The sequence below is a fragment of the Streptomyces sp. NPDC031225 genome, from assembly GCF_055570355.1.
On sequence record NZ_JBVIHJ010000019.1, the window covers coordinates 176,190 to 189,913 of the forward strand.

General features: G+C 72.2%; 9 protein-coding genes. 4 read left to right on the plus strand and 5 right to left on the minus strand.

What is annotated here, in order from left to right:
• Nucleotides 1-178: 178 nt before the first annotated feature.
• From ACZ48Z_RS29890 to ACZ48Z_RS29905, 4 genes are read right to left on the minus strand one after another with little or no spacing between them, the layout of a single operon-like run.
• A complete protein-coding gene (locus tag ACZ48Z_RS29890) occupies nucleotides 179-1,954 on the minus strand; it encodes an ABC transporter ATP-binding protein (RefSeq protein WP_468738985.1) in 1,776 nt (591 codons plus the stop codon).
• Nucleotides 1,951-3,693 carry an ABC transporter transmembrane domain-containing protein gene (locus ACZ48Z_RS29895; RefSeq protein ID WP_468738986.1) on the minus strand — a complete coding sequence of 581 codons (1,743 nt, stop codon included), beginning with the start codon at nucleotides 3,691-3,693 and terminating at the stop codon, nucleotides 1,951-1,953. Before ACZ48Z_RS29895 ends, ACZ48Z_RS29890 begins: the two co-directional genes overlap by 4 nt.
• Nucleotides 3,694-3,718: 25 nt before the next feature.
• Nucleotides 3,719-5,578, minus strand: coding sequence for an ABC transporter ATP-binding protein (locus ACZ48Z_RS29900; protein ID WP_468738987.1), 1,860 nt, complete (start codon nucleotides 5,576-5,578; stop codon nucleotides 3,719-3,721).
• Nucleotides 5,575-7,401, minus strand: a complete 1,827-nt coding sequence (locus tag ACZ48Z_RS29905; protein WP_468738988.1) for an ABC transporter ATP-binding protein — start codon at nucleotides 7,399-7,401, stop codon at nucleotides 5,575-5,577. Before ACZ48Z_RS29905 ends, ACZ48Z_RS29900 begins: the two co-directional genes overlap by 4 nt.
• A gap of 207 nt (nucleotides 7,402-7,608) precedes the next feature.
• On the opposite strand from ACZ48Z_RS29905, the gene ACZ48Z_RS29910 reads away from it, so the two are divergent.
• From ACZ48Z_RS29910 to ACZ48Z_RS29925, 4 genes are read left to right on the plus strand one after another with little or no spacing between them, the layout of a single operon-like run.
• Nucleotides 7,609-8,514 carry an ABC transporter ATP-binding protein gene (locus ACZ48Z_RS29910; RefSeq protein WP_468738989.1) on the plus strand — a complete coding sequence of 302 codons (906 nt, stop codon included), beginning with the start codon at nucleotides 7,609-7,611 and terminating at the stop codon, nucleotides 8,512-8,514.
• On the plus strand, nucleotides 8,511-9,245 hold the full coding sequence (locus ACZ48Z_RS29915) for an ABC transporter permease (RefSeq protein WP_468738990.1): 735 nt from the start codon (nucleotides 8,511-8,513) through the stop codon (nucleotides 9,243-9,245). The genes ACZ48Z_RS29910 and ACZ48Z_RS29915 overlap by 4 nt, the downstream gene beginning before the upstream one ends.
• A 25-nt stretch (nucleotides 9,246-9,270) precedes the next feature.
• On the plus strand, nucleotides 9,271-10,515 hold the full coding sequence (locus ACZ48Z_RS29920) for a sensor histidine kinase (protein ID WP_468738991.1): 1,245 nt from the start codon (nucleotides 9,271-9,273) through the stop codon (nucleotides 10,513-10,515).
• On the plus strand, nucleotides 10,505-11,149 hold the full coding sequence (locus tag ACZ48Z_RS29925) for a response regulator (protein ID WP_468738992.1): 645 nt from the start codon (nucleotides 10,505-10,507) through the stop codon (nucleotides 11,147-11,149). The genes ACZ48Z_RS29920 and ACZ48Z_RS29925 overlap by 11 nt, the downstream gene beginning before the upstream one ends.
• A 38-nt stretch (nucleotides 11,150-11,187) precedes the next feature.
• On the opposite strand, the gene glgX is transcribed toward ACZ48Z_RS29925, so the two are convergent.
• Nucleotides 11,188-13,425, minus strand: coding sequence for a glycogen debranching protein GlgX (glgX, locus tag ACZ48Z_RS29930; RefSeq protein WP_468738993.1), 2,238 nt, complete (start codon nucleotides 13,423-13,425; stop codon nucleotides 11,188-11,190).
• Between the last annotated feature and the right edge of the window lie 299 nt (nucleotides 13,426-13,724).

A 13,724-nucleotide genomic window follows, 5' to 3' on the forward strand; every position in this document is an offset into this window, starting at 1 on the left:
GACCGTCCGGGCGGTACGCGGAACGAGGTGCAGGCGGCCGCGGAACGAGAACACGGCAAGATATCTGTGAGGTTGCTGTGAAGCGGCCGTGGGAAGCCTGGCACCGGAAAGCCCGTACTGTCAGGACCGCGTCAGGAAGTTGGCCGGAAATCGTTCGTTGTCCGGGAGTTCATGTTCGTTATGCGGACTTTCCACCCTGGTCGGACACCGGCCGGCCCCCGTGCCACGACCCCCACAGCGCCGCGTACGCCCCCTGCGCCGTCACCAGCTCCTCATGTGTGCCGAGCTCGGTCAGCAGGCCGTCCTCCATCACCGCCACCCGGTCGGCGTCGTGCGCGGTGTGCAGCCGGTGCGCGATCGCGATGACCGTGCGTCCTTCGAGCACGGCGGCCAGGGCCCGCTCGGTGTGCCGCGCGGTCGTGGGATCCAGCAGCGCGGTCGCCTCGTCGAGGATCAGCGTGTGCGGGTCCGCCAACACCACCCGGGCCAGGGCGAGTTGCTGCGCCTGCGAACCGTCCGTACGGCACCCTCCCTCACCCAGTGCGGTGTCCAGCCCCTCGGGCAGCTCCCGCACCCACCCCTCCGCTCCCACGGCGGTCAGCGCGTCCCACAACTCCTCGTCCCCGGCGCCGGGTTCGGCGATCAGCAGGTTGTCGCGGACCGAGCCCAGGAAGACATGGTGCTCCTGGGTGACCAGGACGACCTGGCGGCGCAGCTGCTCGGGGCCGAGGCCGACCACCGGGACCCCGCCGACGGTCACCGTCCCCGACGTGGGCGCGTCGACGCCCGCGAGCAGCCTGCTCAGCGTGGTCTTCCCGGCACCGGACGGGCCCACCACCGCGAGCCGCTCACCGGGACGCACGGTCAGGTCGACACCGCGCAGGACCTCGACGCCACGGCCGTAGGAGTAGCGCACGCCGGTCACGTCGATACGGTCGTCGACGGGAGCGGGGGAGCCCCCTTCGGTGGAGCGCGGAGCCTGCGCGAGGCCCTCCACGCGGGCGAACGAGGCGCCACCGGACTGGAGTTGCTCGACCCGCACCAGGATCTGGTCGAGTGGATTGACCAGTTGCTGCAGATACAGGGCGGCCGCCACGACCGAGCCCAGACTCATCACGCCCCGCGCGTGCAGCATCCCCCCGACCAGCAGCACGCCCGCCACGGGCAGGATGTACGCCACCTCCACCACGGGGAAGAACACACTGCGCAGGTAGAGGGTGTACAGGCGGGTGCGCCGGGCCGTGTCGAGGGCGTCCCGGCTCGCCCCGACGCGCCGCTCCTGCAGCCGCAGCGCCTCCACCGTGCGGGCACCGGACGCGGTGGCCGCGAGGATCTCGGCGACGTCGGAGGTGGCCGCGCCCTCGGCCAGGTAGCCGTCCCTCGCCCGCCGCAGATACCAGCGCAGGACGAACCAGATCGGCAGCAGACCGAACACGCCCACCGCGCCCAGCAGCGGGTCCAGGACGAAGACCGCGGCCAGCAGGAACAGGAACTGCACGCTGTTGATGAGCAGTTCGGGTCCCGCGTCGCGGAGTGTGGTGCCGACGGTGGCCACGTCGGCGGTGCCCCGGGCGGTGAGGTCGCCGGTACCGGCGCGCTCCACGACGGAGGCGGGCAGGGCGAGGGCGCGGTCCACGAACTCCTCGCGGACCCGGGCGAGGGTGCGTTCGCCGAAGCGGTGGCCGACGTAGCGGGCCCAGCGGGCGAGGAGGAGCTGTGCGCTCGCGCATATCACGAGGACCACCGAGAGCCGGTCCACCGCGGCCACGCCCTCACCGGCGCGCACCTCGTCGATGATCCGGCCGAGCAGCCACGGGCCGGCCAGGCCGGTGAGGGCGGCGAGCGAGTTCAGGGCCAGTACGGCGGTGAAGGCACGGGTGTCCTTGCGTACCAGCCGGCCGGCGGCCCGCCGTACGGTGGTCTGATCGGCGACCGGCAGGTGGCCCTTGCTCACTTCACGACCTCCACGTCTCGTGCGACCAGGTCGCGGTATCCCGGTTCCTCGGCGAGGAGTTGCTGGTGGGTTCCGGTCGCCGCGACTTTGCCGTCGACCAGGTAGTGGATGGTGTCGGCGTGGTCCAGTACGAGGGGGGAGGCGGTGGTGACGACTGTGGTGCGGCCGTGGCGGGCCTGTCGCAGGCGTTCGGCCGCGAGGGCTTCCGTGTGCGCGTCCAGAGCGGAAGTGGGTTCCACGGCGAGCAGGACTTCCGGGTCGGCGAGGAGGGCCCTCACGAGCCGGATGCGCTGGCGCTGGCCGCCGGAGAGGTTGCGGGCCTGGGCGTCCATGGCGGAGTCGAGGCCGTCGGGGAGCCCCTGCACGATGTCGTCCGCCACGGCTGCGTGCAGGGCGGCCGCCAGTTCGTCGTGGCTGGTCGCGCCCCGCGGCGGAGCCGCATGTCGATACAGCCCCGCGCCCCTGTGGGGCGTTATCACGTCACGCAGGTTGCCTGCGAACAGGTCGGCCTCGTGGTCCGCCAGCAGGATGTGCTCTCGGATCTGCGGCAACTGGATCTCGTCCAGGGGGACTCCGGCCCAGGTCGCTTGCGAGGGGGTGTACCGCGCAAGACGGTCCAGGACTGCTGCGGTGTCCGCAGGCCGGGCTGATGCCAGCGCCGTCAGACGGCCCGGGAGGACGCGTACGCCCGACTCCGGGTCGTGCAGTGCCGACGGCTGCGCCGGGGCGTCCCGCGTGCCCAGGTCCTCCATCGGCTCCAGGCGCAGGAACCGTACGACCCTGCGCGCCGCCACCACACCGCGGCTCAGCTGGTATCCGCACTCCACCCAGAACGCCACCGGGCCCACCAGGACCGCGACATAGCCGTACACCGCCACCAACTCGCCCACGGTGATGTCCCCCTGGGCGGCCAGGCGGGCCGCGAGCCAGGTCACCACGGCGAGGAACAGGGTGGGCAGGCCGACGCCGAGGGCCTGGACCCAGCTGGTGACCGCGCCGACCCGGTAGCCCTGGGCCCGCAGATGCCGGCTGTCCCGGTGGAAGGCGTCGGCGACCAGGCTCTTGCCGCCGAGGCCGTTGAGCACGCGCAGGCCGCCCGCGAGGTCGGCGATCCGCGAGGTGAGGACGCCCTGACGGTCCCGGTACTCCGTCTCGGCGCCCTGGAGGCGGGACAGGAACGGGCCCACCAGGACGACGATCGCCGGGATGCCGAGCAGCACCACGACCGCGAGGACCGGGGACACCGAGATCAGCACGGCGGCGACCGTCAGATAGGCGACGCACGCCCCGACCCCGGGGCCGACGACGGTCAGGGCGCCGGCGATCGTCTGCACGTCGCCGACGCCGATCGTGACGACCTCCCCGGCGCCGGTCCGGCGCGAGAGCGCGGCGCCGAGACGGACCGCCTGTCCGACGACCACCTTGACCGTGCGGAAGTTGGCGTCCATCCGCACCCGGGTCATGGTGCGGTGCCGCATGATGCTCAGCCACGCGTTGAACGAGCCGACCGCGAACAGCGCGAAGCTCCAGCCGGCGAGCGCCGTCCAGTCACCCGGCTCCAGGCCCTCGTCGATCGCCTTCGCCATCAGATACGGCGTCGCCGCCAGCAGCACCATCCAGGTACTGCCCAGCAGCGCCCCGGCGACGGACCGCCCCGGCTGGCAGCGGACCAGCCACCACAGATACCGCCAGCCGCCGCGGACGTCGGGCGTGCCGGGGTCCTCATGGGCGTCGATCATCGGTCCCCCTGGTTGGGTGCGTCGGTCACGCGAGGCTGTCCCGCCACGCCCGGTGCAGATCCGCGAACCGGCCCGTGCCCGCGACGAGTTCGGCCGGCGTGCCGTCCTCGACGATCCTGCCGTGCTCCATGACCAGGACCCGGTCCGCGATCTCGACGGTCGACAGCCGGTGCGCGATCACCACGGCCGTACGGCCCTTCAGGACCGTCGCCATCGCGCGCTGCACGGCCCGCTCGCCCGGGATGTCGAGCGAACTGGTCGCCTCGTCCAGGATCAGCACCGCCGGGTCGGCGAGCAACGCCCGCGCGAACGCGACGAGTTGGCGCTGACCCGCGGAGATGCGGCCGCCCCGCTTGCGGACGTCCGTGTCGTAGCCGTCGGGCAGGGCGCTGATGAAGTCGTGCGCGCCGATCGCCTTCGCGGCCTGCTCGACCTCAGCCCGGCTCGCGTCCGGGCGGCCGATCGCGATGTTGTCGGCGACCGTGCCGGAGAACAGGAACGCCTCCTGCGTCACCATGACGACCCCGCGCCGCAGTTCGGGCACGGAGAGGTCGCGCAGGTCCGTGCCGTCCAGGAGGACCCGGCCGTCCGAGGGGTCGTAGAAGCGGGCGAGGAGCTTGGCGAGCGTCGACTTCCCGGCGCCGGTCGAGCCGACCACCGCGACCGTCTGCCCGGCGGGCAGCGTCAGATCGAAGCGGGGGAGCACCTCGCCGCCGGTGCGGTAGGCGAACCGCACGCCGTCGAAGACGACCTCGCGGCCCGGGTGCTGCGACTCGAGTGCCGGGAGCTGCCGGGGTGTCACGGGCTCCGGGACGGTCGGGGTCTGGGCCAGCAGGCCCGCGATCTTCTCCAGGGAGGCCGCCGCCGACTGGTAGGAGTTCAGGAACATCCCGAGCCGGTCGATCGGGTCGTACAGCCGCCGCAGGTACAGCACCGCCGCCGCCAGCACGCCCAGCTCCAGCGAGCCCTGCGCCACCCGGTAGGCGCCCCACAGCACGATCCCCGCGACGGCCGTGTTGGCGACCAGCCGGGACCCGACGACATAGCGGGCCATCTCCAGGAGCGCGTCGCCGTTGACCCGCTCGTGCCGCTTGTTCAGTACGGCGAAGTCGGCGTCGTTGGCGGCCTCCCGGCGGAACGCCCGCACCGGCCGGATGCCGTTCATCGTCTCCACGAACTTCACGATCACGGCGGCGATCGCGGTCGACCGCTTCCGGTACACCCGGCCCGCACGGCGCCGGTAGCCCCGCACGAGCAGGTACAGCGGCACGAAGGACGCCACCGCGACCGAACCGAGGGCGAGATCCAGCCAGAGCAGCAGGGCGGAGATGTAGAGGAAGGAGAGGACGACGGTGACGAGCTCCTGGAGGCCCTCGCTGAGCAGTTCGCGCAGCGACTCCACGTCCGTCGTCGAACGGGAGATGAGCCGGCCCGAGGTGTAGCGCTCGTGGAAGTCGATGCTCAGCGCCTGGGCGTGCCGGAAGATCCGGCCGCGCAGGTCGAGCAGCACGTCCTGGTTGACGCGGGCGGAGACCAGGATGAACGCGTACTGGAGCCCGCCGGAGACCAGCGCGCACAGCAGATAGCCGACGCCCACCGCGATCAGCGGACCGTTGTCGTGGTCCCGGAACGCGGGGACGGCGTGGTCGATCGCGTACGCCACCAGCAGCGGGCCCGCCTGGACGGCCGCCTGCTGGAACAGCAGCAGAAGCGTCGTGACGGCGACGCGCGCCCTCATCGGGGTGAGCAGCGAACGCAGCAGGAGGGACGTGGCGCGCGGGGGAGTGGGCAGGACGTCGCGGTCGAAGGCGTCGTCGGTGCCCTTCGGCCCGGACAGGCCGGGTTCCTCGTCCGCGGTGGGCGCGGACGTCGTGGGGGCCGTCATCGGGCGCTCTCCTCTTCCCTGGAGTCCTCGCCGGACATCAGGTGGGCGTACTCGGCGTTGGTGCGCAGGAGTTCGTGGTGGGTGCCCACGGCCGTGATGCGGCCGTCCGACAGCAGGGCGACCCGGTCGGCGAGCTGCACGGTGGAGGGGCGGTGCGCGACGATCAGGGCGGTGGTGTCCGCCAGGACGTCCCGCAGGGCCGCCTCCACCGCGGCCTCCGTGTGGACGTCCAGGGCGGACAGGGGGTCGTCCAGGACGAGGAAACGGGGGGTGCCGACCACGGCTCGTGCGAGGGCGAGGCGCTGGCGCTGGCCGCCGGAGAGGCTGAGGCCCTGTTCGCCGACCTGGGTGTCGGTGCCCTGGGGAAGGGCGTGGGCGAAGTCGGCCTGGGCGACGGAGAGGGCCCGGTCCAGTTCCTGTTCGTCCGCACCCATCAGGACGTTGTCGCCGACGCTGGTGGAGAAGAGGGTGGGTTCCTCGAAGGCCACGGCGACGAGTGCGCGCAGCGTCTCCCTGGGCATGGCGGTGATGTCCTCGCCGTCCAGAGTGATGTGGCCGGAGGTGATCTCGTGGAGGCGGGGGACGAGGGCGGTGAGGGTCGTTTTGCCGCTGCCCGTTGCGCCTACGAGGGCCATGGACTCGCCTGGCCGGATGTGGAGGTCGATCAGGTCGAGGATGGGCGGGGAGTCCTCGGGGGCGTCGGGGTAGCGGAAGCGGACGTTGTGGAACCGGAGGCCATCGCTGTCGGCTGCGGGCCGGTGGGGGCTGGTCGCGCCCCGCGGCGGAGCCGCATATCGATACAGCCCCGCGCCCCTTACGTAGGTCTCCTGATCCGGTACTTCGTCCATTGCCTCGAAATAGCGCTCCGTCGCCGTCGCCGCCTCCTGGCTCATCGCCAGCAGGAAGCCGATCGAGTCCACCGGCCACCTCAGTGCCAGGGCCGTGGACAGGAACGCCACCAGCGTTCCCGCCGACAGGTCCCCGTCCGCCACCTGCACGCACCCCAGCACCAGCGCCGCTCCGATCGCCACCTCCGGGAGGGTCACGATGACGCCCCAGATCGTGGCCAGCAGGCTCGCCTTGCGCAGCTCGGTGCCCCGCAGCTTTCCCGACAGCTCCCGGAACGCCCGCGCCTGTGACCGGTGGCGGCCGAAACCCTTGATGATCCGGATGCCGAGGACGCTCTCCTCGACGACCGTCGTGAGGTCGCCGACCTGGTCCTGGGCGAGGCGTGCCACACCGGCGTAGCGCCTCTCGAAGATCACGCAGGTGATCACCACCGGGATGGCCGGACCGAGGATCACCAGGCCCAGGGCCCAGTCCTGGAGCAGCATGATGATCACGCCGACGGTGATGGTCACGGCGTTGACCAGCAGGAACGTCAGCGGGAAGGCGAGGAACATGCGCAGGAGCATGAGGTCCGTCGTGCCCCGGGACAGGAGCTGACCGGACGCCCAGCGGTCGTGGAAGGCCACCGGGAGGCGCTGGAGGTGCCGGTACAGGCCCGCCCGCATCTCCGCCTCCACGTGGGAGAGCGGTCTCGCCACCAGCCATCGCCGCAGTCCGAACAGCAGTGCCTCCGCGAAGCCGAGCAGCAGCAGGTACAGGGCCCCGCGCCACACGCCCGCCGTGTCGTGGTCGGCGATCGGGCCGTCCACCATCCACTTCAGGACGAGCGGGATCACCAGCCCCGTACAGGAAGCCAGGATCGCGACGGACGCGGCCGTGAACAGCCGCGCGCGGACGGGCCGGACATACGGCCACAGGCGCAGCAGGGTCCTTACGGCCGACCGGTCCTTGGTGGTTGCACGTGTCGTGGACATCAGCAGCGAGCCTACGGACCGGCACTGACAACGCCCACCGAGTTTTGGCCGGACCGCAATTGGCCGCCGGACCTACGACCTGCACGTTCGAGGGGCCGGACAGGAAGATCCGCGGGGAGTCGTAGGGGCCCGTCCGCCGATCGGTTGATGCCGGGTCGAGCGCGACGGGCGATGTGGCGGCGGGCCCCGCACCGGGACGCTGGGGCCATGTCCGTCATCGAAGTCAGCGAACTGACCAAGTCCTACGGCGGCCGGACCGTCGTCGACGGGATCTCCTTCACCGTCGAGGAGGGCGAGATCTTCGGGATCCTCGGCCCGAACGGCGCCGGCAAGACCACCACCGTCGAATGCGTGGAGGGCCTGCGGCTCCCCGACGCGGGCCGGGTCCGGGTCACCGGCCTCGACCCCGTCGCCGACCACGCGCGTGTGGCCCGCGTCCTGGGTGCCCAGCTCCAGGAGAGCGAACTCCAGGCCAAGCTCACCGTCCGCGAGGCCCTGGAGCTGTACACCGCGTTCCACGACAAGCCCCTCGACTGGCGGCCGCTCGCCGAGCGGCTCGGGCTGACCCCGAAGCTCACCACCCGGTTCGGCAAGCTCTCCGGTGGCCAGAAACAGCGCCTGTTCATCGCGCTGGCCCTGGTCGGCAACCCCCGGGTCGTCGTCCTGGACGAGCTGACGACCGGTCTCGACCCGCGCGCCCGCCGCGACACCTGGGAGCTCATCGAGGACGTCCGCGCGAACGGCGTCACCGTCCTGCTCGTCACCCACTTCATGGAGGAGGCACAACGGCTCTGCGACCGGATCGCCGTCATCGACAAGGGCCGCATCGCCGCCCTGGACACCCCGGCCGGCCTCATCCACCGCTCGGCGGGCGCCACCGTCATCAGCTTCACGCCCTCCGCGCCGCTCGACGCGCACGACCTGAACGCGCTGCCCGCGCTCGCCTCGATCGAGGACAGGGACGGCCGCCTCACCCTGTCCGGCACCGACGAGACCGTGAACGCCGTGATCACCCTGCTCGCCCGCCGGCACGTCACCGCCCACCAGCTCCGCGTCGTCGACGCCACCCTCGACGACGCCTTCCTCGACCTGACCCAGGAGGCCACGGCATGAACACCGCCGTACTGAGGACCGAAGTCCGTCTCTTCCGCCGCGAACCCGGCGCCCTCTTCTGGATCCTGCTGTTCCCGACCCTGCTGCTGGTGATCCTCGGCTCGATCCCGTCCTTCCGGCACCACGACGCCGACCTCGGCGGCCTCAGGACCATCGACGTCTACGTCCCCGTGGCGGTGCTCCTCGGCATGATCGTGGGCGGCCTCCAGTCCATGCCGCAGACCCTCACCGGCTACCGCGAGCGCGGCATCCTGCGCCGTATGGCCACGACCCCGGTCCGGCCCTCCGCCCTGCTCTCCGCTCAGATGACCGTCTACGGCGGTGCCGCCCTGGCGTCCGCGCTGCTCGCCCTCGCCGTCGGCCGGTTCGCCTTCGACGTACGACTGCCCGAGCAGTTCTCCGGATACCTGCTCGCCCTGGTCCTCGCCGTCCTGGCCGCCCTCGCGCTCGGCGCGGTGATCTCCGCCCTGTCCCGGACGACGAAGATCGCCGGTGCCATCGGATCCGCCGTGTTCTTCCCGTCGATGTTCTGCGCGGGCGTGTGGGCGCCGGTGCAGACCATGCCGGACCTCCTCGCCCGGATCGTCGGTTACACGCCCTTCGGCGCGGCCGCCGAGGCCCTGAACCGGGCCGCGGCCGGCCACTGGCCCGGCTGGACCCACCTGGGCGTCCTCGTCGCCTGGACGGTGCTGCTGACAGCCGCGGCTTCGCGCTGGTTCCGCTGGGAGTAGGGGAGGGGCCGTGCAGACTGGGGAGATGAACGCGTCGGACGCCAGGATCGACCGCTACTGGGAGCGGCTGCACGTCTGGGGGCCGTACGGGCTCCTGGGCACCGGTGTCGTCCTCGCGGTGGTCTCCGCGGGACTCATGGACGGCCCCGTCGACTGGTACCTCGTCGGGGCCCTGGTCGCCGCCGCGATCGGCCTCCAGATGTGGTGGCACGGCACCCGGTACCGCCGCGTCAGGCGCGGACGCAGCCCCTCCCGGGCCGGGACCGCCTACTACGCGGTCCGCTGGGCGATCGCCTTCGTCCTCACCTGGCTCAACCCGTTCTTCGCGTTCTACGCCGCCGCCGGCTACATGGACGCCGACGAGCTGATCCCCGGCATGTGGCGGCGCCTCGGACTGTTCGCGAGCGCGGTCACCGTGGCGGGCGCGCAGGCCGGCGGACTGATGCCCGGGAGCACGGCCCAGTGGCTCGGGTTCGCCGCGCTGCTGGCCGCCAACTTCGGCCTCCAGACGGTGGTCGCCCACATCACCGAACAGGAGGAGCAGCGCTCCCGGGAACGCACCGAGACCATCGAGGCGCTGCAGCAGGCGCTCGACGAGAACGCCGCCCTCCACGCCCAACTCCTCCTCCAGGCAAGGGAAGCCGGGGTCGCCGACGAGCGCCGCCGGCTCGCCGCCGAGATCCACGACACCCTCGCCCAGGGCCTGACCGGCATCATCGCCCAGCTCCAGGTCGTCGCGAACACGCCCGACGAGGTCCTGGCCCGCGAGCACGCCCACCGGGCCATGGACCTGGCCCGGCACAGCCTGGGCGAGGCCCGCCGCTCGGTCCACAACCTCGCCCCGGTCGCCCTGGACGACGCCGGACTCCCCGAAGCCCTGAAGCAGACGGTCGCCGACTGGGGCGAACGCACCGGCGTACGCGCCGAGTTCACGGTCACCGGCGTCGCGCAGCAACTCCACGACGAGGTCTCCGCGACGCTCCTGCGGATCGCCCAGGAAGCCCTCTCGAACGCCGCCCGGCACGCCCGGGCCGGCCGCGTCGGCGTCACCCTGACCTTCCTGGGCGACGAGGTCATCCTCGACATCCGCGACGACGGCGTCGGCTTCGACCCCCTCGCCCTCGCGCCCCGCACCCGCAGCGGCGGCTTCGGCCTCGACGGCATGCGCGCCCGCGCCGAACGCATCGCGGGCTCCCTCACAGTGGAGACCGAACCGGGACACGGCACCGCCCTGTCGGCTCGCGTACCGTTGGTCCGACATGACCAGTGACGTGCCGATCTCCCTGCTGATCGTCGACGACCATCCCGTCGTACGGGACGGTCTGCGCGGCATGTTCGAATCCGCGCCCGGCTTCACCGTGCTCGGTGAGGCGTCCGACGGCGTCGAGGCGGTCGAACGGGCCGGCGCGCTCGACCCCGACGTGATCCTCATGGACCTGCGCATGCCGGGCGGCGGCGGGGTCGACGCCATCCGGGAACTGACCCGCCGCTCCGCCCGCGCGCAGGTGCTCGTCCTGACCACGTACGACACCGACTCCGACACACTGCCCGCGATCGAGGCGGGCGCCACCGGCTACCTGCTCAAGGACGCCCCGCGCGACGAACTGTTCACCGCGGTACGGGCGGCGGCGGAGGGCCGTACCGTCCTGTCCCCGGCGGTCGCCTCACGACTGGTCTCCGCGGTCCGCGCCCCCAAGTCCCCTCCGGGCGAGCCCCTGTCCGCCCGGGAGCGCGAGGTGCTGGCCCTGGTCGCCAAGGGCACCTCCAACCGCGAGATCGCCCGCGAGCTGTTCATCAGCGAGGCGACCGTGAAGACCCATCTCACCCACCTGTACGCCAAGTTGGGCGTCAAGGACCGCGCGGCGGCCGTCGCGACCGGATACCAGCGGGGGATCCTCGGCTAGGCGGCGACGCAGCGAGTGTTCAGGGACCGGTGACCCCCTCAGCCGACCACCCTCAGCAACAGCACCGCCCGCGCCGGAACCGTGATCGACGCTCCCGCCCGGTGGACCACCCCCGGCGCCTGCGCCTGTTCCTCGCTCGACGTGTCGACGACCACCTCGTACCGTTCCGCCCACGGCGGCCCCGGCAGCAGGAAGGGCGCCGGGCGGTCGCCTGCGTGCAGGACGGCCAGGAAGCTGTCGTCGACGATCGGCTCCCCGCGCTCGTCCCGGCCGGGGATGTCCCGGCCCGACAGATACATGCCGAGGGTGGCGGCGGGCGCGTACCAGTCCCGTTCCGTCATCTCCGTGCCGCGGGCCGTGAACCAGGCGAGGTCGCGGATGCCGTCCACCGAGTCCGCCCGCCCCGAGAAGAAGGCGCGGCGGCGCAGCACCGGGTGCCGGTGGCGCAGTGAGATCAGCCGGGAGGTCAGGTCGAACAGGGCCTTCCAGCCGGGCTGTTCGAGCAGCCCCCAGTCGAGCCAGCTGATCTCGTTGTCCTGGCAGTAGGCGTTGTTGCTGCCGCCCTGGGTGCGGCCGAGTTCGTCACCGGCGACCAGCATCGGCACGCCCGTGGACAGCAGCAGCGTGGTCAGCAGGTTCCGCAACTGCCGCCGCCTGAGCGCCCGTACGCGCTCGTCGTCCGTCTCCCCCTCCGTCCCGCAGTTCCACGCCCGGTTGTCGTCCGTGCCGTCCCGGTTGCCCTCGCCGTTCGCCTCGTTGTGCTTGCGCTCGTAGGACACCAGGTCGCGCAGGGTGAAACCGTCGTGCGCGGTGATGAAGTTGACCGACGCGTACGGCCGCCGCCCGCCCCACGCGTACAGGTCGCTGGAGCCGGAGAGGCGGTAACCGAGGTCTCGTACGTCCGGGAGCGCGCCCCGCCAGAAGTCGCGTACGGCATTGCGGTAGCGGTCGTTCCACTCCGTCCACAGGGGCGGGAAGGCGCCCACCTGGTAGCCCCCGGAGCCCACGTCCCACGGCTCGGCGATCAGCTTCACGCGCCGGAGCACCGGGTCCTGCGCGATGACCGCCAGAAACGGGGACAGCATGTCGACGTCGTGCATCGACCGGGCCAGCGCGGCGGCCAGGTCGAAGCGGAAGCCGTCGACGCCCATCTCCGTCACCCAGTAGCGCAGGGAGTCGGTGATCAGCCGCAGGACGTGGGGCTGGACCACGTGCAGGGTGTTGCCGCAGCCGGTGTAGTCCGCGTATCGGCGGGCGTCCGACTGGAGGCGGTAGTAACCCCGGTTGTCGATGCCCTTCAGCGACAGCGTGGGGCCCAGCTCGCCCGCCTCCGCGGTGTGGTTGTAGACCACGTCGAGGATGACCTCGATCCCGGCGGCGTGCAGCGCGCGGACCATGCGCTTGAACTCGCCGACCTGCTGGCCCGTCGTCCCGGAGGCGGCGTAGGCGGCGTGCGGCGCGAAGTAGCCGATGGAGTTGTAGCCCCAGTAGTTCTTGAGGCCGCGCCGCAGCAGATGGTCCTCGTGCGCGAACTGGTGGACGGGAAGCAGCTCCACGGCCGTGACGCCGAGCTTCACCAGGTGCTCGATCGCGGCCGGGTGCGCCAGCCCGGCGTACGTGCCCCGGAGTTCCTCGGGGATGTCCGGGTGCAGCCGGGTGAAGCCGCGGACGTGCAGCTCGTAGATGACGGAGTCCGCCCACGGCGTCTTCGGGCGGCGGTCGTCGGCCCAGTCGTCGTCATCGTGGACGACCACGCCCTTCGGGACGTACGGCGCCGAGTCGCGGTCGTCGCGCACGGTGTCCGCGACCTGCTGCTGGGGCCAGTCGCGGACATGGCCGTACACCTCGGGCGGCAGGCCGAAGTCGCCGTCCACCGCGCGGGCGTACGGGTCCAGGAGCAGCTTCGCCGGGTTCCAGCGGCCGCCGGTCCACGGGTCCCAGCGGCCGTGCACCCGGTAGCCGTACCGCTGGCCGGGCATCACCCCCGGCACGAAGCCGTGCCAGATCTCGTGCGTGAGCTCACTGAGCCGGGCCCGGGTCTCCTTGCCGTCCGCGTCGAACAGGCACAGCTCGACCGCCTCGGCCCCGCCCGCCCACAGCGCGAAGTTGGTCCCCGCCACGCCGTCCGGGCCGACCCGGAACCGGGCGCCCAGCGGCGTCGGAGCACCGGGCCACACGGGCACGGGGGGCGCGCCCCGCCGCGCGCCGTTCACCAGCGCGGCGGGGCGCTCCTCAGCGGCTTCCGTCACCGCCTCCTGCTCGGCTGCGCTGGACACCCGGCCTCCCACGGCTCGTGGAACGAGGTGGGAAAGGGCACCGCGGTGTCCCGGCCGCGGCACCCTCTCACGTCGTTCTCCCCACTGTTCTGCCCAACCCTTGGCTCGCACTCACGTTTCCCCGTGTGATGCGCGGTACGGGGAGGGTGGGGCTGTTGTCGGGCGGCTGCGGGTGCGTGGGGGCTGGTCGCGCCCCGCGGCGGAGCCGCATATGGACACAGCCCCGCGCCCCCAAAGGGGCGCGTCCCCGTGGTCGTAGGGCCCAAAGGTCACGTTTCTCCCGGGTGGGCGCCGTCGTT